The 19174-nt window shown below is 70.1% G+C and carries 15 protein-coding genes; 9 read left to right on the top strand and 6 right to left on the bottom strand.

All coding sequences use genetic code 11. The annotated features are described in order from the left end of the window. Positions 1-67: 67 nt before the first annotated feature. From asnS to FJ091_07760, 6 genes are all read left to right on the top strand, one after another. The gene (gene asnS, locus FJ091_07785; GenBank protein ID MBM4383258.1) at positions 68-1408 is read left to right on the top strand and encodes an asparagine--tRNA ligase; all 1341 of its coding nucleotides are present in this window, start codon (positions 68-70) and stop codon (positions 1406-1408) included. A gap of 203 nt (positions 1409-1611) precedes the next feature. Continuing rightward, positions 1612-2241 carry a TetR/AcrR family transcriptional regulator gene (locus tag FJ091_07780; protein MBM4383257.1) on the top strand — a complete coding sequence of 210 codons (630 nt, stop codon included), beginning with the start codon at positions 1612-1614 and terminating at the stop codon, positions 2239-2241. Beyond that, positions 2238-3374: an efflux RND transporter periplasmic adaptor subunit gene (locus tag FJ091_07775; GenBank protein ID MBM4383256.1), complete on the top strand. Its 1137-nt coding sequence runs from the start codon at positions 2238-2240 to the stop codon at positions 3372-3374. Before FJ091_07780 ends, FJ091_07775 begins: the two co-directional genes overlap by 4 nt. Next, positions 3374-6541, top strand: coding sequence for an efflux RND transporter permease subunit (locus tag FJ091_07770; protein ID MBM4383255.1), 3168 nt, complete (start codon positions 3374-3376; stop codon positions 6539-6541). The genes FJ091_07775 and FJ091_07770 overlap by 1 nt, the downstream gene beginning before the upstream one ends. Positions 6542-6651: 110 nt before the next feature. Continuing rightward, positions 6652-7722, top strand: a complete 1071-nt coding sequence (locus FJ091_07765; protein ID MBM4383254.1) for a CoA ester lyase — start codon at positions 6652-6654, stop codon at positions 7720-7722. A 557-nt stretch (positions 7723-8279) separates the two neighbouring features. Further along, positions 8280-8819 carry a VOC family protein gene (locus FJ091_07760; GenBank protein ID MBM4383253.1) on the top strand — a complete coding sequence of 180 codons (540 nt, stop codon included), beginning with the start codon at positions 8280-8282 and terminating at the stop codon, positions 8817-8819. Here the strand turns inward: FJ091_07760 and FJ091_07755 are convergent, their stop codons facing one another. Further along, on the bottom strand, positions 8820-9614 hold the full coding sequence (locus tag FJ091_07755) for a GNAT family N-acetyltransferase (protein ID MBM4383252.1): 795 nt from the start codon (positions 9612-9614) through the stop codon (positions 8820-8822). It abuts the gene before it with no gap. Positions 9615-9780: 166 nt separating this feature from the next. On the opposite strand from FJ091_07755, the gene FJ091_07750 reads away from it, so the two are divergent. Further along, positions 9781-10629: an LLM class F420-dependent oxidoreductase gene (locus FJ091_07750; protein MBM4383251.1), complete on the top strand. Its 849-nt coding sequence runs from the start codon at positions 9781-9783 to the stop codon at positions 10627-10629. A gap of 10 nt (positions 10630-10639) precedes the next feature. Here FJ091_07750 and FJ091_07745 read toward each other — a convergent pair whose 3' ends face one another. Beyond that, positions 10640-13975, bottom strand: a complete 3336-nt coding sequence (locus FJ091_07745) for an AAA family ATPase (GenBank protein MBM4383250.1) — start codon at positions 13973-13975, stop codon at positions 10640-10642. 234 nt (positions 13976-14209) lie between these two features. Here FJ091_07745 and FJ091_07740 point away from each other — a divergent pair, with 234 nt between their 5' ends. Continuing rightward, positions 14210-14872, top strand: a complete 663-nt coding sequence (locus FJ091_07740) for a nitroreductase family protein (GenBank protein MBM4383249.1) — start codon at positions 14210-14212, stop codon at positions 14870-14872. Between the two features lie 82 nt (positions 14873-14954). Here the strand turns inward: FJ091_07740 and FJ091_07735 are convergent, their stop codons facing one another. Next, positions 14955-15260, bottom strand: a complete 306-nt coding sequence (locus FJ091_07735; protein ID MBM4383248.1) for a PspC domain-containing protein — start codon at positions 15258-15260, stop codon at positions 14955-14957. Between the two features lie 108 nt (positions 15261-15368). Here FJ091_07735 and FJ091_07730 point away from each other — a divergent pair, with 108 nt between their 5' ends. Next, entirely contained in the window at positions 15369-16457 is a 1089-nt protein-coding gene (locus FJ091_07730; GenBank protein ID MBM4383247.1) for a PEP-CTERM sorting domain-containing protein, read from the top strand. A gap of 4 nt (positions 16458-16461) precedes the next feature. Here FJ091_07730 and FJ091_07725 read toward each other — a convergent pair whose 3' ends face one another. From FJ091_07725 to FJ091_07715, 3 genes are all read right to left on the bottom strand, one after another. Beyond that, positions 16462-17310, bottom strand: coding sequence for an acyl-CoA thioesterase II (locus FJ091_07725; GenBank protein MBM4383246.1), 849 nt, complete (start codon positions 17308-17310; stop codon positions 16462-16464). Between the two features lie 33 nt (positions 17311-17343). Next, complete coding sequence (locus FJ091_07720; GenBank protein ID MBM4383245.1) at positions 17344-17742, bottom strand: NfeD family protein; 399 nt, start codon at positions 17740-17742, stop codon at positions 17344-17346. A gap of 126 nt (positions 17743-17868) precedes the next feature. Next, positions 17869-19077: a C69 family dipeptidase gene (locus FJ091_07715; GenBank protein MBM4383244.1), complete on the bottom strand. Its 1209-nt coding sequence runs from the start codon at positions 19075-19077 to the stop codon at positions 17869-17871. Positions 19078-19174: the final 97 nt, after the last annotated feature.

Below are 19174 nucleotides of genomic sequence, written 5' to 3'. Positions count from 1 at the left end.
TGGTTCTTGCTTCCGCCGGCCGGGCCGAGCGTGCTTGCTATCTCCCGCCCGCGTCGGGAGGCCGGACATGAGCAGCGCGCGCGTTCGAGACATCCTTGGCGACGGGGCAGTGGGCTCGCGCGTGCGTGTGCAGGGCTGGCTCCGATCCGCGCGCCACTCGAAGGGCGTCTCGTTCTTCGACCTCTCGGACGGCTCGTGCATGGCGGGCCTGCAGGTCGTCGTGGCGCCCGAGCTCGCGAACTACGAGCGCGAGCTGAAGGCGCTCGGCACCGGCGCCGCGATCAGCGCGGAGGGCGAGCTCGTCGCCTCGCCCGCGCAGGGTCAGCGCGTGGAGCTGCGCGCGACCGCGATCGAGGTGGTCGGCGACGCGCCGGCCGACTACCCGCTGCAGAAGAAGCGGCACTCGTTCGAGTACCTGCGCACGATCGCGCACCTGCGCCCGCGCACGAACACGCTCGGCGCGGTGCTGCGCGTGCGCAACGAGGCCTCGCGCGCGATCCACGACTTCTTTCAAGAGCGCGGCTTCGTGTGGCTGCACACGCCGATTCTCACGGCCGCCGACGCCGAGGGCGCGGGCGAGATGTTCGAGATCGCGGGCTCGCAGGAGTTTTTCGGCCGCACCGCGCGCCTGACTGTCTCGGGCCAGCTCGAAGGCGAGATCGGCGCGCTCGCGCTGCGCGACATCTACACGTTTGGGCCGACCTTCCGCGCCGAGAACTCGAACACGAGCCGCCATCTCGCGGAGTTCTGGATGGTCGAGCCCGAGATGGCCTTTTGCGACCTCGACGGGAACGCGGCGCTCGCCGAGGAATTCCTGAAGTTCGTGCTGAAGCGCGTGCTCGAGCGCGGCGCCGAAGACATGCGCTTCTTCGACGAGCGCATCCAGAAGGGCGTGGTGCAGAACCTCGAGCACGTCGTCAGCAAGCCGTTCGCTCGCATGACGTACACGGAGGCGATCCTCGCGCTGGAGCGCAGCGGGCGCGCGTTCGAGTTCCCCGTGCGCTGGGGCATCGACTTGCAGAGCGAGCACGAGCGCTGGCTGTGCGAGGAGCACGTGAAGCGGCCGCTTGTCGTTACGGACTACCCCGCTGCGATCAAGGCGTTCTACATGTTCCAGAACGACGACGGGAAGACCGTGCGCGCGATGGACGTGCTCGCGCCCGGCATCGGCGAGATCGTGGGCGGCTCGCAGCGCGAGCATCGCGAGGACCGCCTGCGCGCGCGCATTGCCGCGATGGGCGTCAGCAGCGAAGAGCTGTGGTGGTATCTCGAGCTGCGGCGCTTCGGCTCGGTCCCGCACGCCGGCTTCGGCCTCGGCTTCGAGCGGCTCGTCCAATACGCCACCGGCATGGCCAACATCCGCGACGTGATCCCGTTCCCGCGCGTACCGGGTTACTGCGAGTTCTGAGCCGCCGCTGGCGTTGGCCATCGGTGCCAGGCACGGATGGCCATCCCGCGCCCGGACTGAAGCAACCGTGGCCATCCGTGCCTGGGACGGATGGCCACCCCTCAGTCTCAGCCCGCGGCTTGCCGTTGTAACGGCGTTAACTAACCTGAACGCCGTTCATCCTCCTACACGGCGTTAGCGAGACGCCGCGAGAACCCTCCCCGATGTCTTCCGAGACCCACGAGCAGCGCCGCGAGGCGCAGCGCGACTCCGCGCGCCGCACGATTCTGGACGCGACCGCCAAGCTGTTGCTCGAAGAGGGCTTCGACGCGTTCTCGATCCGGCGCCTGGTCGAGCGCTGCGGCTACGCGGCCCCTTCCATCTACCACTACTTCGGCGACAAGGACGGCCTGCTCGACGCGCTGATCGACGAGCGCTTCGCGAAGCTGATGGCGCAGCTGCGCCGCGTGCCGCGTGGCGACGACCCCGTCGCGAACATCCGCGGCCTCGCGATCGCGTTCGTGAAGTTCGGCCTGAAGAATCCCGAGCACTTCCGGGTACTGTTCACGCCGCGCGCCGGAGATCAGAAGCCACCGACCTCGAGCGAAGAAGCCCGCAAGTTCCTCGAGGAGACGTTCCGCGCGCTCTGGGAAACGGGTCGCCTGCGCACCGGCGAAATGCAGACCGCCGGCCAGGCGCTCTCGGTGCTCTGTCAGGGCCTCGTGTGGAGCCGCATTTCGCGCCCCGACTACGCGTGGGGCAAGACGCTGAACGAAGACGCGATCGACGCGCTGCTGCGCGGACTCGTCTCGCCCGACGACGCCGCGACCTGCACCGCAGGAGAGAAGCCATGACCCGCCGCACACTGCTCGCCCTCACCAGCTTGCTCGCGCTCGCCGCCTGCGGTGGCGAGGAGCAGGCCGTGGCCACGCTCGCGACGCCGGTGATCGTCGAGCCCGCGCAGGTCGGCGATCTCGTCGAGCAGATCGAGGGCACCGGCGAGCTCGCCGCGCCCGATCGCGCGCTGATCGCCGCCGAGGTGGACGGCCGCGTGACCGACGTGCTCGTGGACGAAGGCGCGCGCGTGCAGTCCGGCAGCGTGCTCCTCACGATCGACCCCGAGAAGCGCAAGCTCGATGCCGACTCGGCGCGCGCGCAGTCGCGCGACGCGGACGCCGCCTACGAGGTGGCGCAGCGCGAGTACGAGCGCGCGAAGGCGCTGCACGACCAGGGCATCGCGTCGGACTCGGTGCTCGACCTGCGCGGCACCGAGCTCTCGCGCGCGCAGGCGCGGCGCGACAGCGCGGCCGCGGCGCGCGGCGTGGCCGAGAAGTTGTTACGGGACGCGAGCGTCCGCGCGCCGTTCGCGGGCCTCGTCGCGAAGCGCGAGATCTCGCGCGGCGACTACGTGCGCCCCGGCCAGCAACTGCTCGAGGTCGTCGCGCTCGATCCGATCGAGGTGGAGTTCGCCGTCGCCGAGCGCGACACCGCGCGCGTCGCCGTCGGTCAGCCCGTGAGCGTGTCCGTCGAGCCGTATCCGGGCGAACGCTTCGCGGGCGAGGTGCACGCGATCTCGCCGGTGATCGATCCGCGCACGCGCACGATGCGCGTGAAGGCGCGCATCCCGAACGCGGACGGCCGCCTGCGCCCGGGCCTCTTCGCGCGCACGGACCTCGGCGTCGCGAAACGCAGCAACGTCGTGCTCGTGCCCGCGGAGGCGGTGCTGCAGCGCGCCGACGGCGAGGTGCTGTTCATCGTGGGCCCCGACGACCGCGCTAAGCGCGTCGTAGTGAAGACGGGCGTGCAGCGCGAGGGCCGCATCGAAATCGTCGAAGGAGTCTCCGGCGAGGACCAGGTGGTGATCGCCGGCCAGGCCGGCCTCGTGGACGGTGCGGCGGTCACGCGCAGGCAGCAGGCGCCGGCCCCTAACAATCCGCCCGGCGCGAGCATCGCGCGCGACGCCGCGGCTGCCGGGAGCGCACGCTGATGAATTGGATCGACACGTTCATCCAGCGTCCCGTGCTCACGTGGATGCTGACACTATCTCTCGTCGTCTTCGGCGTGCTCGGCTTCGGCCGCCTCGGCGTCGACCAGTACCCGAAGATGGAGATCCCGCGCATCAACGTGCTCGCGATCATGGAGGGCGCGAGCCCCGAGGTGATGGAAGAGGACGTGACGGAGCTGCTCGAGGAGCAGCTCAACACGATCGAGGGCGTGAAGAAGCTCACGTCGAAGTCGAAGCAGGGGCAGACCTCGATCTCGATCGAGTTCGAGATCGGCGAGGATCTCGATCGCGCGGCGCAGGACGTGCGCGATCGCGTGGATCGCGCGCGCTTCGATCTGCCGAAGGAAGTCGAGCCGCCGATCGTCCAGAAGCTCGACGTGTCGGGCTTCCCCGTGATGTGGGCGCCGATCATGACGGAGCGCCCCGCCGTCGAGGCCAGCGAGTACGTCAAGGACTTCATCAAGCCGCGCGTCGAGACGGTGAGCGGAGTCGCCGGCATCGAGATCTTCGGGCGAGAAGAGCGCCAGATGCGCATCTGGGTGGACGGCGAAGCGCTGCGCGCGCGCGGCCTCGCTGCGGTGGACGTGATCAGCGCGATTCGCCGCGAGCACGTCGAGCGCCCAGGCGGCATCGTCGAAGGCAAGAACATCGAGTTCACGGTGAAGACCGACGCCGAGTACGCGTCGGTCGGCGAGCTCGCGCAGATGGTGATCGCGTACGTGGACGGCGCGCCCGTGCGCCTCGGCGACGTCGCGCGCGTGGAGGACGGCTCCGAAGATCAGCGCTCGTTCGCGCGCTACGACGGCAAGCCCGCGGTCGGCATCGGCGTGATCAAGCAGTCCGACGGCAACACCGTCGCGATCGTCGAAGAGATCCTGCGCCGCATGCGCGAGATGGAACCGCTCATGCCCGGGGACATGAAGTTCAAGTTCGGCGACGGAGTCGCGGACTTCTCGCGCTCGATCAAGGAGTCGGTCGAAGAGGCGATCTTCTCGCTCTGGTTCGGCGCGCTGCTCGCGACGCTCACCGTGCTCGTCTTCCTGCGCCGCTTCCGGCCGACGCTCGTCGTCGGCCTCGCGATCCCGATCTCGCTCATCACCACGTTCGGCTTCATGTGGATGTTCGACTACACGCTGAACACCATGACGCTGCTCGGGCTCACGCTCGCGGTCGGCGTCGTGATCGACGACGCGATCGTCGTGCTCGAAAACATCGAGCGGCACCGCGAGAACGGTGAAGCCCCGCGCGAGGCGGCCTCGAAGGGCGCGCGCGAGATCGCGTTCGCGGCGACCGCCGCGACGATCTCGGTGGCCGCAGTGTTCATCCCCGTCGTGTTCGTCGACGGCATGATCGGGAACTTCCTCGGCGAGTTCGGCGCGACCGTCGCGATCGCCGTGCTGCTCTCGCTCGTGGTGGCGCTCACGCTCACGCCGATGCTCGCGGCGCGCATTCCCGCACCGAAGGAGCGCGAGCACGGCAGCATCTACAACGTGTTCGAGCGCTGGTTCGTCGCGCTCGAGGCGCGCTACAAGCGCGTGCTCGAGTGGACGCTCCAGCACCGCGTCAAGACGGTGGTGGTTGCTCTCCTGAGTCTGCCGCTCTCTTGCGTGATGGCTAACAACCTCGGCGGCGAGATGTTCCCGCCGGAGGATGTCGGGCGCATGTTCGTCTCGATGGAGACGCCGCCCGGCACGTCGCCGCAGGCCGCGCTCGAGCTGATGAAGCAGAACGAGGAGATCATCCTCAGCCTGCCCGAAGTCGCAGGCGTGTTCGCGGGCGTCGGCTTCTCAGGTCCCGACGGCGGCGCCGACCCCACGCGCGGGATCATGTTCGTGATGCTCAAGAACCTGAAGGAGCGCGACCGCCGCGTGAGCGACATCGTGCCCGAGGCGCGCGAAAAGCTCGGCAAGATTCCCGGCGAGGTCGTCCGCATCAGCGACATGTCGGGCATGATGATGTCGTCGGATCGCGGCGAGTTCGAAGTCGAGCTGCAGGGCAACCTCGGCATTCACGAGCTCGCGGCGCTCGGCGATCGCTTCGTCGAGGGGCTGCGCGCGAAAGGCGGCTTCGTCGACCTCGATCAGAGCCTCAAGCTCGGGCGCCCCGAGGTGCGCGTGATTCCCGATCGCGAGAAGGCTGCGGCGCTCGGCGTCGACGCGGATCAGCTCGCGACCACGGTGAACGCGATGATCGGCGGCATGGACGTCGCCACGTTCAACGAGGGCGGCAACCGCTACGACGTGCGCGTGCGCCTCGAAGCCGAGGACCGCATGGACCCCGAGGCGATTCTCGGCCTCTACGTGCGCACGCGGCAAGGCGACACGGTCGAGCTGCGCAACCTCGTGCGCGTCGAGCGCGGCGCCGCGCCGAGCGCGATCTCGCGCGTGAATCAGCAACGCGCGGTGACGATCTCGGCGAACCTCGATGGCAAGGACTTGCAGCAAGCCATCGCCGACGCGAACGCGCTCGCGGCGGAGATCCTCCCCGAGAGCGTGAAGATGCTCCCGGCCGGTGGCACCGAGGAGATGGTGAAGAGCATGAGCCAGCTCGGCTTCGCGCTCGGCCTCGGCATCCTCGTGATCTACATGGTGCTCGCGGCGCAGTTCGAGAGCCTCGTGCATCCGCTCACGGTGATGCTCGCGCTGCCGCTCGCGATGGTCGGCGCGCTCGGCGGCCTCGAGTTCTTCGACACGCTCCACGAGCTCGGCGTCATGCACAAGCCAGGCATGACGCTCAACTTGTTCAGCTTGATCGGCATCATCTTGTTGATGGGGCTCGTCACCAAGAACTCGATCCTGCTGGTCGACTACGCCAATCAGTTGCGCGGGCGCGGCATGGACAAGCTCACCGCGATCCGCACCGCGGCGCCGGTGCGCATGCGCCCCGTGCTGATGACCGCGATCGCGATGATCTTCGGCGCGCTGCCCGCCGCGCTCGGGATCGGGCCCGGCGCAGAGGCGCGCGCGCCGATGGCCGTCGCCGCGGTTGCGGGAATGATCTCGTCGACGGTGCTCACGCTCGTGGTCGTGCCGGTCTTCTACCTCGGCCTCGACGACGCGGCCGCGTGGCTGCGCAGGAAGCTCTGGGACCGTGAGAAGGCGTCGGCGGAAGAGATCGCGCCGCCGCGCCGCGATCCTGCGACGGCGTAGCCCGGCGGAATCACTCGCCTAATCTGCACCGCTCCAACGCGACGCAAGCGAAGCGCGCAGCGAGGCGGAGTCTTCGGAGCCGAGCGAAGTTCAATCCGGTAGGAGTCCCCATGCGCAATCCCCGAAGCATCACGAAGCCGCTCGCGATCGGAGCGCCGAAGCCGCTGCTCGAGATTCCGGTACGCCCGTCGCGCATGATCCACTTCTTCGACCCGAGCAATCCGCGCATGGCGTCGAAGGTTCCGGACATCGCTAAGAAGGTCGACATCCTGCTCGCGAACCTCGAAGACGCGATCGAGACCAAGAACAAGCTCGCCGCGCGCGAGGGCCTCGTGAAGATCGCGCAAGCGACGGACTTCGGTGACACGCAGTTCTGGTCGCGCGTGAACAGCCTCGACTCGCCGTGGTTCCTCGACGACATGCTCACGATCGTCGGCGAAGCCGGGCACAAGCTCGACGTGGTGATGATCCCGAAGGTCGAGGGACCGTGGGACATCCACTTCGTCGATCAGCTGCTCGCGCAGCTCGAGGCGAAGCATCAGCTGAAGCGGCCGATTCTCATCCACGCGATTCTCGAGACCGCGCTCGGCGTCGCCAACGTCGAGGAGATCGCGCTCGCGTCGCCGCGCATGCAGGGCATGAGTCTCGGCCCCGCGGACCTCGCGGCCTCCCGGCGCATGAAGACGACGCGCGTCGGCGGCGGCCATCCCGGCTACCTCGTGCGCGAGGATCCGAACCCTAACAACCCCGAGGCGCCGCGCGCGAAGGCGCAGCAGGATCTCTGGCACTACACGATGGCGCGCATGGTCGATGCGTGCGTCGCGACGGGCATCCTGCCGTTCTACGGCCCCTTCGGCGACATCGCCGACTCCGTCGCGTGCGAGGACCAATTCCGCAACGCGTTCCTGATGGGCTGCGTCGGCGCGTGGTCGCTGCACCCCGGCCAGATCGAGATCGCGCGCCGCGTGTTCAGCCCGCCGCCGGACGAGGTGCTGTGGGCGAAGAAGGTGATCGCCGCGATGGGCGACGGCTCCGGCACCGTGATGATCGAAGGCAAGATGCAGGACGACGCGACGGTGAAGCAGTGCAAGGTAATGGTGGGGCTCGGGAAGCTGATCGCGCGGCGTGACGGCGAGATGGCGGCGGCGTACGGGTTTAGTGCGGCGGAGCTTTCGGAGTAAGAGATCGGATCGCGCGGCGTCGCGGACTCGCCGCGCGAGGACTCAGAGTATCGAGGCGGCGCGAGTGGCGGGCGGGGCGGAGGGTCGGGACTCCGCCCCTTTGCTTGGTTGGTTCGCCGGGTTGAGTGTCGCGAACGCGCTGCACCTGGGCGTGCTTTCGCGCTCACGCCACTGGCAGTGAGTTCGAGGCGCGCCGGTTTGGACGCTAAGGCCCGGGGCTCCGCTCCGACGCCCGTCCGCCCCGCCCGCCACTCGCGCCGGCGGGCATCGTGGACGCCCGGGCGCGACAGCTTTGCTTTGCGTGGGAATGGCGAAGCTCGGGGGCCATCGAGGCCCCCGAGCTTCGCGGCGGGCATCCTGCGCACCGCGCGCACCTGGGACGTACGTGCACGAAAACGCGCACATGGGACGTACGTGCACGAAATCGCGCACCTGGGACGTACGTGCACCGTGTGAATCGCTGCCTTGCGCCGTCGGAGCGGGTGTAGGGTGGTCGCGGATACTTGGGCGGGCGCGACGCGGTCGCCCGATTTCGTAACAACTCGAGTGGAGGCCTCATGGCGAATCTTCCCCCGAACACGCAGCGGATCGTTCCGTATCTCTCGTACAAGAAGGGCAAGAGCGCGATCGACTTTCTTGCGAAGGCGTTCGGGTTCGAGGTCCGCAGCGTCTTGCCTGGTCCAGGCGAGGCCGTGATGCACGCGGAGCTCGCGCTGGGCGACGCGGTGATTTACCTCGGCACGCCCGAGGGGTACGAGCCGAGGCGCGCGCTGAAGGATCGGCACGGCTCGGTGCTCGTGTACGTCGACGACGTGGACGCGCACTGCGCTCGCGCGCGCGAGGCGGGCGCCAAGGTCACGAGCGAGCCGGCGGACATGTTCTATGGCGATCGCGTCTACAACGCGACCGACCTCGAGGGGCAGCAGTGGTTCTTCCACACGCGCATTCGCGACGTCTCGTTCGAGGAGATGAACGCGGCGATGGCGAGCATGACGGCGCGGCCCGAGACGTCGGCGCCGCCGAAGCCGCGCGCGAAGAAGGCGCGTGTCGTGAAGGCGAAGGCGGGCGCAAAGAAGAAAGCGGCGGGGAAGAAGTAGTTAGGCGCGGCGCCGATACCAGTAGCGATGCGACTCGGTGAAACCGGCGCGCGCGTAGAGCGTCAGCGCGCCGGCGTTCTGCATCTCGACCTGCAGGTAGAGGCGCGTGGCACCGCGGGCGAGCGCGAAGCGCGCGATCTCGCCTAACAACGCGGCGGCGAGCCCGCGCCGGCGCTGCTCGGGCAGCGTGAGCATCGAGAACACGCCCGCGTACGGAGGCGCCACGATCGTGAGGCCCACCGCTGCGGCGGCGCCGCGCTCGTCGCGCGCGAGCGCGAAGCCGGCGCGCGGCGCGATGCGCTCGAGGAACGCGCGGTACACGTGAATCTCGGCGCCGTGAAAGCGCCCGCGCGTTCCGGAGAGCTCGAACCACGCGTCGTCGAGCGCGCTCTCGCAGCGGACTCCGTCGCGCCCAGCGAGTAGCTCTCCGACGCGCGCCGCGTCTGCGACTTGCACGCTCACAGGATCCAGCCGCGCGTAGTCGCGCGCTTCGAGCAGCGCGTCGAGGCGCGCGTCGCTGATCGGCGAGAGCTGGAACGTGGGCGCGAGACCGCGCGCCGCGTACCACGCCTCGACCTCGTCGGTCGCGCGCGCGAAGCCCTGCGGCGGCTCGCCTGACGCCGCCCACACCGAGTTCGCGCGGCCCGTGACGCCGTGCATGAAGCGCAGCCGCCACGGCCCGAGCGCGGCGACTTCTTCCGCCTGCCACGCCTCGAACGCCGCGCGCTCGAGCGCGAGCACCTCGGATTCCGCCGACATCTCGCGCAGCGTGCCACGCGCAACCGCGCTCGACACGGCGCCACACAGAGCGGATCAGCTGCGGCGCGCAGCGCCAGCCAGCTGCATCCGCTGCGCTTCCCGCTCGCGACGACCGGGCTCCAGCCGCACCCCTCGCTCGCAGTCCCCGCCCGCGCGCCCGCACACCGAGCCGCGGTACTTTGGCCCGCGAGGAGCACCCCCCATGCGTTTCGGCTTGTTCGGCATCAACACCGGCCCGTGTGCGCAGCCGGAGACTTCGGCGAAGGTGGCGCGCGCCGCAGAGGCCGCCGGCTTCGAGTCATTATGGACGGGCGAGCACGTCGTGCTGCCGGATCCGCAGGCGCTGCCGTCGCCCGCGCCGCCGCAGCATCCGATGCTCGATCCCGCGGCGTCGCTCTCGTTCCTCGCCGCGCACACGCAGCGCGTGAAGCTCGGCACCGGGATCATCATCCTCCCGCAGCGCAATCCGCTCGTGCTCGCGAAGGAGCTCGCGAGCGTCGACGTGCTCTCGAACGGGCGGCTGATCTTCGGGCTGGGCGCGGGCTACCTGAAGCCCGAGTTCGACGCGCTCGGCGCGCGCTTCGAAGACCGCGGCGCGCGCGCCGACGAGTACATCGACGCGATGCGCGCGATCTGGACGCTGGAGAAGCCCGCGTTCGCGGGGCGCACCGTGAAGTTCAGCGGCGTCGACGCGCAGCCGCGGCCGGTGCAGAAGCCGCATCCGCCGATCGTCGTGGGCGGCATGAGCGCGAGCGCGTTCAAGCGCGCGCTCCTGCGCGGCAACGGCTGGTACGGCTTCGCGCGCGATCTCGCGGCGACGAAGGGTGACCTCGCGGGCATCGCCGCAGCGCGCGCGGAAGTGCAGCGGCCCGCGGCGCTCGGCGCGCTCGAGATCAGCATCACGCCGCCGCGCCCCGTCGACGAGGCGGGCGCGCGCGCGTTCGCCGACCTCGGCGTCGACCGCCTGATCCTGATGCTGCCCGGTCGCGGCGAGGCGGAGGCGCTGCGCTTCATCGAGCAGTGCGAGCCGCTGGTGCGCAAGCTGGCGTAATCGCGCGGGTTTAGCTCAGCTTCGCGAGCAGCTCGCGCGCGCCGCGGATGCGCCGCGTGTTCGCGCCCTCGTCGAGGGTCGCGAGCAGCGCGGCGAGGCGCTCGCGTGCGGGCGCGCGGTCGCCCGTGCGCAGCGCGATCTCTCCGAGCAGGCACGCGGAGCGTACCTCCATCCATGGGCATGTGATGTCGCGCCAGCCCGCGATCGCTTCGAGCAGCAGGCGCTGCGCTTCAGCGAGGTCGCCGTCCGTCTGCAAGAGCATCTCCGCGCGCAGCGAGGGGATTCTCGGCCCATTCGTTCTGCCCTCCACGCGGCGGCTCAACGCGTACGCCCGATCGAGTTGCTCAGTCACACGTTCGTAGCGTCCGAGCTCGAGCGAGATCTCCGCACCCACGATCAGCAGGTGTTCGATGCCGGCGATGCTGCTGCCACCGCCGTGGAGCGCGAGGCCTCGTTCGCCCTCGTCCGCGCCGTCCGCGTCGCCGAGCTTGACGCGCGCCCACCCGCAGATCGTGTGGGAGGTAGCGTCGAGGATCGCGAAGCCGCGGCCGCGGGAGGCTCCGAGACCCTCACGCCCGACTTCGAGCGCACGCTCGGGGTCGTCGAGGAAATAGTGTGTGCCGGCACCCATCACACAGGCGTACGCGTGCGAGAAGGCGTGCCCGAGCTTGCGCGTGCGCTCGATCGCACCTGCGAGCACGGCCAGCGCGCGATCGGGCTTGCCGAAGAGTACGAGGCTCATCGCGTACGCGCCGCCGAACGCCCCCATGACGTCGAGGTCGAACGCGGCGGATGGCGCCGGCATCTCCGTTTCCGCTGCGAGCCGCGTCATTTCTTCGAAGTGCCGACACGACTCGGCCCAGCCGACTAGCGTGGAAGCGGAGGTCCCGAGCATCGCGTGGCTCGCGACCCGCAGCGGAACGATGCCGAGCGCCTCGGCGACCCCTAACAGCTCCTGCGCCCAGCGCGCCGAGCGCTGAGAGTCGGCGCGCGTTTGGTGAAGCACCGCGAGGCCGAGCAGCGCGGGCAGCCGCGCTGGGCCGGGGCTCTGCGCTTCGCACAGTGCCTCGATGCGCGTGAAGTTCGCGACCGTCTCCGGCGCATAGGCGTGCGGCGAGAGCGGCCCCGCGAGCGCGATTCGCAGCGCGATCTCCTGTTGGTCGCGCGCTGCGCTTTCGGGCACCGTCGCGAGCAGATCGAGCGCGCGGCCGAAGTAGTCGATCGCCTCCGGGTTTGCGAGGCGGGAGATCGCCTGGCGCGCCGCCTGCGCGTAGTGGCCGATCGCGCGCTCGACGAGGCCGCCCTCTGCGCAGTGATGCGCCGCGAGTTGCGGCTCCGCCGTGACGCGCGCGGCGAAATGCTGGTCGAGCGCGTCAGCGATGCGAGCGTGCAACTCGCGCCGACGGCTCCTCAGCTGTGACTCGTACGCCGTGTCCTGCAGCAGGGCGTGCTTGAAGCTGTACGTGGCGTCGGGCGGGTCGCCGCGGCGAAAGAGAATCTCGGAGTTCACGAGCTGTTCGAGTCCGCTGCGAAGCTCGACCGGCGAGACCTCGCCGACGGCTTCGATCAGCGCGTAGGAGAATTCGCGCCCGAGCGTCGCCGCGAGCTGCGCAACAGGCTTGCCGGCGGCGAGGCGATCGAGGCGCGCCATCAGCAAGCCTTGCAGCGTGGTCGGGATCGAGAGCTCCGCGAGCCGGCCGCGCAGCTCGAAGCGGCCCTCGCTCGCGACGCCCACGCCCGACTCGACGAGCGTGCGCGCAAGCTCTTCGGCGAACAGCGGCACGCCGTCCGTGCGCTCCGCGAGATCCTCGAGCACGCGCTCGGGCAGCTTCAGCCCCGCGGCGGCTTCGATCATCGCGAGCGTCGCGCGATGGTTGAGGCGCGACAGCGCGAGCGGCGTCACGTACGAGCGCGCGAGCGACCAAGGCGGCTCGAAGCTCGGCCGGTAGGTGAGCACGAGCATGAGGCGCTGTGCGGGGGTCTGCTCGATCAGCCGCCCTAACAGATCGAGCGTCGATGAATCGCTCCAGTGCAGATCCTCGACGAACATCACGAGCGGCTGCATGCGCAGCATCGCGAGCGCTGGCGCCGAGAGCGCCTGCAACGTCTTCTCGCGCTGCAGCTCCGGGCTCATGTGCTCGAGCGGGAAACGCGCTGAAGGCGGTAGCCCGAGCAGCGCTGCGAGATACGGCACCGCATCTTTCGGCTCGACGCCCGGGATCTGCATGAGCGCGGCTTCGAGCTTCGCGAGCCGCTCCGCCGGCGCGTCGGTCTCGGCGAAGCCGAAGCCGCGCTCGAACAGCTCGATCGCGGGCTGGAAGGCGCTGCCCGTCGCGAACGGCGAGCACGCGAGATCGAGCGCGGTGTGCGCGTCGGCGGCGATGCGCTCGCTGAACTCGCGCACGAGCCGCGACTTGCCGATGCCCGGCTCGCCCGTGATCGCGACGACCTGCCCGAAGCCCTCGCGCGTTCGTTCCCAGCGATCGAGCAGCAGGTCGACCTCGCGGTCGCGGCCGAGCAGGGGCAAGTCGCTCCGCGCAGTGGCATCGCGCGCACGCACGCCTGCCACGCGCAGCACGGCGTGCACGCGAATCGGCTGCGCGATGTCCTTCAAGCCGGGCGCGCCGAGATCGCGCGTCACGAACAGACCGGCCACGAGGCGCAGCGCGGCGTCGCTGATGACGACTGAACCCGGCTCGGCGATTGCCTGGAGCCGCGCCGCGACGTTCACCGTGTCGCCGAGCGCGAGGGTCTCTTGGTGCGCTTCGCCGCCGAGCCGGCTGACGACCACCGGGCCGGTGTGAATGCCGATGCGCGCGCGCAGCTCCGGCTCGCCGCGCTGCTTGTGCTCGGCGCTGCGCGCTTCGAGCTCACGCTGAATCTCGAGCGCGGCGCGGACGGCGCGCTGCGCGTCGTCTTCATGCGCCTGCGGGTAGCCGAAGTAAACCAGCACGCCGTCGCCGAGCAGCTGCGCGACGTGGCCCTCGAAGCGCCTGACGGCCTCGAAGCAAACGCCCTGATAGGCCGAGATGACCCGGCCCAGCTCCTCGGGATCGAGCCGTTGACCGAGCGAGGTCGAGCCGACCATGTCGCAGAACATCGCGGTGAGCTGCCGGCGCTCGCCGGTGGTCCCTTGTGCGAGGGCGGGCTCCGCGCGCGGAGCGGGTGCTGCAACGGGCGCACCCTGGACGTTCGACTCGTCGGGCAGCCCGCACTGCGAGCAGAAACGCGCGGCCCCCGACAGCGCCGCGCCACAGCCTGCGCAGCTGCGCGGCATGCGCGCTCCGCAGATCTCGCAGAAGCGAGCGCCCCGAGAGTTCTGGTGTTCGCAGCTCGTGCAGTTCACGCTTTCGCTTCCGTCGTGACGACATCGCAGCAGCGAGCTCAGGTTACTCCGAATGGCTCCGAGTCGACGCGGTTCAACGCGAACGCAGCGCCGCTCGCGAACACGCTGGATCCTTCCTCCAGCAGCGCGAACGCGGCCACACGCGCGGCGAAGCAGGCTCGTTCGTGGTAAACGCGCGGAAACAGCGCGACCACGAGCCCGACTCGCGTCGCCCACCCGATCCGGAAGTGAACCATGCCGATCGATCTCAAAGCCGCAGACGAGCTTCTCACCACGACGCGCTCCGTGCGCAAGCGCCTCGATCTCGCGCGCCCGGTGCCGGCGGAGCTGCTGGAGGAGTGCATCGAGATCGCGCTGCAGGCGCCGACGGGCTCGAACTCGCAGGGCTGGCAGTTCCTGTTCGTGACCGACGCGGCGAAGCGGAAAGCGCTCGCCGATCTCTACAAGAAGGCGTTCCTCCCGTACGTGAACCGGAAGGAGCAGCCGCAGTACGGCGAGGGCGATCCGCGCGCCGCGCAGCGGCCGCGCGTGCTCGACTCCGCGCACTATCTCGTGGAGCACCTGCACGAGGTGCCCGTGCACTTCATCCCGCTGATCGAGGGGCGTGTCGAGAATGCGCCCGCGTTCGCGCAGGCCTCGGTGTACGGCTCGATCCTGCCTGCGGTGTGGTCGTTCATGCTCGCGGCCCGCGCGCGCGGGCTCGGCTCTGCCTGGACGACGCTGCACCTCCCGTTCGAGAAGGAGGCGGCGGAGCTGTTAGGGATTCCGTTCGAGCGCTTCACGCAGGTCGCGCTGCTGCCCGTCGCGTGGTTCAAGGGCGAGACGTTCCAGCGCGCCCAGCGCATTCCCGGCAAGCGCCTCACACACTGGGATCGCTGGGCCAACCACCGGAGCTAGCAAGAGAAGCGCGCAGCGAGGCGGAGCCGAGCGGAGTCGACCGGGCAAGCGGAGCGCGCAGCCCGCGCATCCGACTCGATCGTCAGCGACTCGAGGAGCTCGGCGCGTCGCCGCCGAAGAGATCGCGCAGCGCGTCGAGCACGCGGTCCATGCCGCTGCGCGCGCCGTAGTCGGGCGGCGTCAGGAACCAGATGCCGAGGTAGAGCGCGATCACGAGCCCGTTGATCGAGGGCAGCAGCGCGCCAATCAGGAACGCGGCGCGCAGGACCGCGAGCGGCAGCTCGAGGTGATCGGCAAGCGCGGCGCACACGCCGGCGATGCGCCGCTCCGGGCGGTTGCGGTGCAGGTTGCGCAGCGTTTCGCGCGCTTCGTCGGTTCCGTGCGTCATCGATGCCTCCACGTCGGGACGGGCGAGCCCGAACGAAGCGGCTACGACGCACTTTCCCGGCGGGTTCGCACTTCGCGCGATCCGAGGCGGAAAACTCCGCACGCGGCAATGAGGCGCGCATCCGCCTCCGCGAGCACGGTTCGGGCGCGCCGGTCCTGCCCGAGGATCCGTCCACGCGTTCGCATCGCTGCGATCGCGAGCACTTTCGCCTCGCTCGACCCGCCGGTTGCCGGGGCCCGCAGGCCCGCTCCGTCGCGCGACTCATTCCCTGTAGGCGGCCGCGCGGCTCGATGGTTTCGCAAGGGCTCGCACTCTCGTGTGGAATGGATCGACCCGTCCGCCGGGATTCGCCTACGCCAATACGAGCCCAGACTCGGCTCGACCGCTCATATACTGCGCGCTTCCGTTCGTTCGCGTCTTGGAGGTGCCCCTGTGCGTTCGCTGCGTTCGCTGTTGCTGGCGGTCCTGTTCGGTCTCAGCTCCCTCAGCGGGGGCTGCGGGCTCTTCGGGATCGTGAGTGTGTCTCCCGCGAAGAACGCCACGGTCACGACGCCGAGCTTCACGGTGCAGATCGTGACCGACGCCGGATTGGTGCCGGGCACGCTCGCCGCCACGCTGAACGGCGTGCCAGTCGCGCTGAGTGGCGGCCTCGGTGCGAGCGGCAATCAGTTCGGTGGGAATTTCCTGCGAACGATTCCTGCGAACACGATCACCCTCACGCTGAACAACCTTCCCCAGCACGACTCGCTCTCGCTCGCGTTCCTGTTCGCCGCGATCGACTCGCTGGACGGCACCGGCTCCTTCCCGTCCGGTGACTTTTTCGTCGTGAGCGTCGACGGCGTCGAGATCTTCAACGAGTCCTTCGCGAACGCGCTGCCGACCCAAGTCCAGAGCTACGTGCCGCCGCCGGGCGTCACGCTCGCGCGCCACGTCGACCTCGGCTGCAGCGGTCCCGGCGGCTTCTTCACCGACTCCGCGTACGACATGGGGGCCGACCCGGTGTTCTCGAACATTCCCCACACCGCATCGAGCGTGACGATCACGTTCCTGATGCAAGGCCCGGGGAACCAGAGCCTCGACGACGAGTCGTGGGCGATCGACAACCTGCGCGTCAGCGTGAACAGCGTGCCCGAGCCGGCGGCGCTCGCCATGCTGGGCGCTGCCGCCGCCGCGCTGTTCGTGCGGCGCCGCGCCTGAGGGCTCAGCGCGGCACGCGCACCAAGCCTTCTTGCACCACCGACGCGACGCGCGCGCCGCTCGCGTCGTACATCGCGCCGTAGACGAGGCCGCGCGCGTCGTGGGCGACGGGGCTGTGCGAGGCGTAGAGGATCCAGCCGTCGAAGCGCGCGCGGCGGTGCAGCCACACCGCGTGGTCGAGGCTCGCGACGCTGCGCTTGCCCCAGGGCAGGCCGTGCGGTCGCGAGGCGGTCGAGAGCAGCGTGCGGTCGCTCGCGTACACGAACATCGCTTCGTGGATGCGCGGGTCGTCGGGCAGAGCCTCGATCGTGCGCAGCCAGACGCGCTTGTTAGGCGGCTGCTTCGCGCCGCTCGGGTCGTCGGGGTCGCACACGCGCACCTCGACCGCCTGGCGCCGCTTCGCGCGCGTGTCGTGCAGCATCTCCGCGCGTAGATCCTCCCAATCGGGCAGGCCCTCGGGCGGCGGCGCAGCCGGCTTCGGATCTTGGTGCGAGACGCCCGGCTCGTGCACGCAGAAGCTCGCGTCGAGGTTGAAGATTGCCTCGCCCGCTTGATGCGCGACCACGCGGCGCGTCGTGAACGAGCGCCCGTCGCGGATGCGGTCGACGAGCAGGCGAATCGGCGCGTCGTGCCGCCCTGGGCGCAGGAAGTACGCGTGCAGCGAGTGCAGCGCGCGATCCGCCGGCACCGTCGCGCTCGCCGCGAGCGCCGACTGCGCGGCGACGAGCCCGCCGAACAGGCGCCCCTCGCCCTTCGGCGTCTCGGCGAGAAAGAGATCGCGGTCGAGCGGGTCGAGCGTGAAGAGCCTCAGCAGCTTGTCGAGTGGGGAGCGGCGCGGCTTGGTGTTAGGCACGGCGCCGGAACTTCGGCGAAGCCCGCAGCGAGTTCAACCCGCCGGCTCGACGATCACCGTCAGCCCCTCGATCTCCACCACGCGCACCGCTGCGCCCGCTTCGATGCGATCTACGCCGAGCGCGCACGTCGCGCGCCAGCGCTCCGCACGAATGCGCACCGTCCCGTGCGGCCCGAGCTCCGTCTCCGCCACCCCGCGCTTCCCCACAAGATCGTGCGGCCCGCCGCGCGCGCTCGGCTCGTACGCATGCGCCACGAACCGCGCGAGCACGGCGTCCTTCGCCACCCACAGCGCGAACGCCGCGCTCACCGCCCACGCCGGCACCGCGAACCACTCCCAAGCCGCGAACGAGAGCGCACCCGCCAGTGCAATGCCCGGCAGCTGAAACGCCGCGTACCGAAGAAGCGCCTCGCGCGAAGGAACCCGCTGCATGCACCCACTCTCTAGCGCGCGCGAGCGAGGCGCGTGCGTCCCAAGCGCGCGGTGCCGAGGAAGTGCGCACATGCACGAACCGCCTCGAGGCGAAGCCGAGCGAAGGACGCGGGGGCTCGCTCGCGCTCAGGCCGGCATTCGCGCCCGTGCATCGCGCTTCGCCCAATAGCGCTGCACGAAGCCCGGCCGCGCGTCGCGAGGCGCGGTGGCCGCCGCGTCGAGCACGCGCGCCGTCCAGGCCGCGAGGTGCCGTTCGCCCTCCGCGAACGCCGCGCTCGGCTCGATCTTCGCGCCGCTCGCGAACCATCCCGCTTCGAGCTCGTCGCGTTCGTCTGCGAATAGCGGCAGCAGGCGCGTCGGATCGCGCGACACGGCGCGATGCAGGCGCTCGTGCCGCCACCAGAGCGTGCTCGCATCGAAGCGATCCTCGGGCGCCGCGCCGAGATCGAGCGGCTCGCTCACGCGCACGGGCTTGAACAGCGAGGTGCAGGGCGCGGCGGTCGCAGTCGCGAAGTGCCTAACCCCTCGAGGCGAGAGCTCCGCGATCCACGAGGCCGTGGTCTGCGACGCGGCGAGCCGCCCGCCCGCGTGGACGCACGGCGCGTTCAGGCCGCCGTTGTGCCAGCGGTAGCGAGGAGAGTCGCCGGCATCGGGCCCGTGCGAGCGCAGCGCGGCGGCGAGATCGGCGAGCGACTCCGCGCGCTGCGCCGCGGCGAGCGTGCACGCGCGGCGTGTATCGGCAGCGGTGAGGCGGCCGCGCACGGGATCGGCGTGCTCGCGCGCAAGCTCGGGCAGCGTGAGCGCGTTCGAGATCGCGTACGCGCCGCCGATGCGCACCGCGCGCCAATTCTTGTCCGCGGTTTCGAGCACGAACGCGCCGCGAGTGTCCGCGACGAGGTAGCTGTTGTGGTAGGTGAAGGCGCGATTCTCGTGCCCGCAGCCGCCGCCTTGGCCGTGCGTCTCGAGCAGCTCGCCGATCACGGCGACGGCGCGCTCGGCAGACTCCGCGCGCTCGAGCGCGAGCCGTAACAAGTCCATGCCCGTGAGGCCGCTCGGCGCGTACGGCTGGTCCGTGAACACGGCCTCGTTGCCGATCGTGACGCCGTGCTCGTTCGCGCCGATCTCGGCGCCCCACATCCAGAACGGGCGCGAGAGCACCACCGCGTGCGTCTCGCGCGCCTCGTCGATCTCGATCCACGTGCAGCGCACGCGCGCGCCGCTCTCGTGCGTGCGGCGCGCGTGCCACTCGAGCAGCTGCGCCTCGTTCGGATCGCGGTCGCTGTTCTTCGCGAACAGCACGCGATCGGGAAGCACGCGCACGAACGTGTCGCACATGTTGCTGTCTTGGCTCGCCTACGGCTCGCGGCGCGCGGCCTGCAGCGCTTCGCGCTGGTGGAGGCGCCGCGATTTCGAGGGCCGAGTCGCGCGGACG

This window comes from Deltaproteobacteria bacterium (assembly GCA_016875395.1).
Classification (GTDB): Bacteria; Myxococcota_A; UBA9160; order UBA9160; family UBA6930; genus VGRF01.
The sequence above is the reverse complement of the archived record's forward strand: the minus strand, read 5'-3'. Positions and strand labels throughout refer to the sequence as shown.

Coding starts and splice junctions, on each gene's coding strand:
- FJ091_07765 (MBM4383254.1), top strand. CDS start 6,652: ATGCGCAATCCCCGAAGCATCACGAAGCCGCTCGCGATCGGAGCGCCG.
- FJ091_07760 (MBM4383253.1), top strand. CDS start 8,280: ATGGCGAATCTTCCCCCGAACACGCAGCGGATCGTTCCGTATCTCTCG.
- FJ091_07770 (MBM4383255.1), top strand. CDS start 3,374: ATGAATTGGATCGACACGTTCATCCAGCGTCCCGTGCTCACGTGGATG.
- FJ091_07780 (MBM4383257.1), top strand. CDS start 1,612: ATGTCTTCCGAGACCCACGAGCAGCGCCGCGAGGCGCAGCGCGACTCC.
- FJ091_07730 (MBM4383247.1), top strand. CDS start 15,369: ATGAGGCGCGCATCCGCCTCCGCGAGCACGGTTCGGGCGCGCCGGTCC.
- FJ091_07735 (MBM4383248.1), bottom strand. CDS start 15,260: ATGACGCACGGAACCGACGAAGCGCGCGAAACGCTGCGCAACCTGCAC.
- FJ091_07750 (MBM4383251.1), top strand. CDS start 9,781: ATGCGTTTCGGCTTGTTCGGCATCAACACCGGCCCGTGTGCGCAGCCG.
- FJ091_07715 (MBM4383244.1), bottom strand. CDS start 19,077: ATGTGCGACACGTTCGTGCGCGTGCTTCCCGATCGCGTGCTGTTCGCG.
- FJ091_07740 (MBM4383249.1), top strand. CDS start 14,210: ATGCCGATCGATCTCAAAGCCGCAGACGAGCTTCTCACCACGACGCGC.
- FJ091_07720 (MBM4383245.1), bottom strand. CDS start 17,742: ATGCAGCGGGTTCCTTCGCGCGAGGCGCTTCTTCGGTACGCGGCGTTT.
- FJ091_07775 (MBM4383256.1), top strand. CDS start 2,238: ATGACCCGCCGCACACTGCTCGCCCTCACCAGCTTGCTCGCGCTCGCC.
- asnS (MBM4383258.1), top strand. CDS start 68: ATGAGCAGCGCGCGCGTTCGAGACATCCTTGGCGACGGGGCAGTGGGC.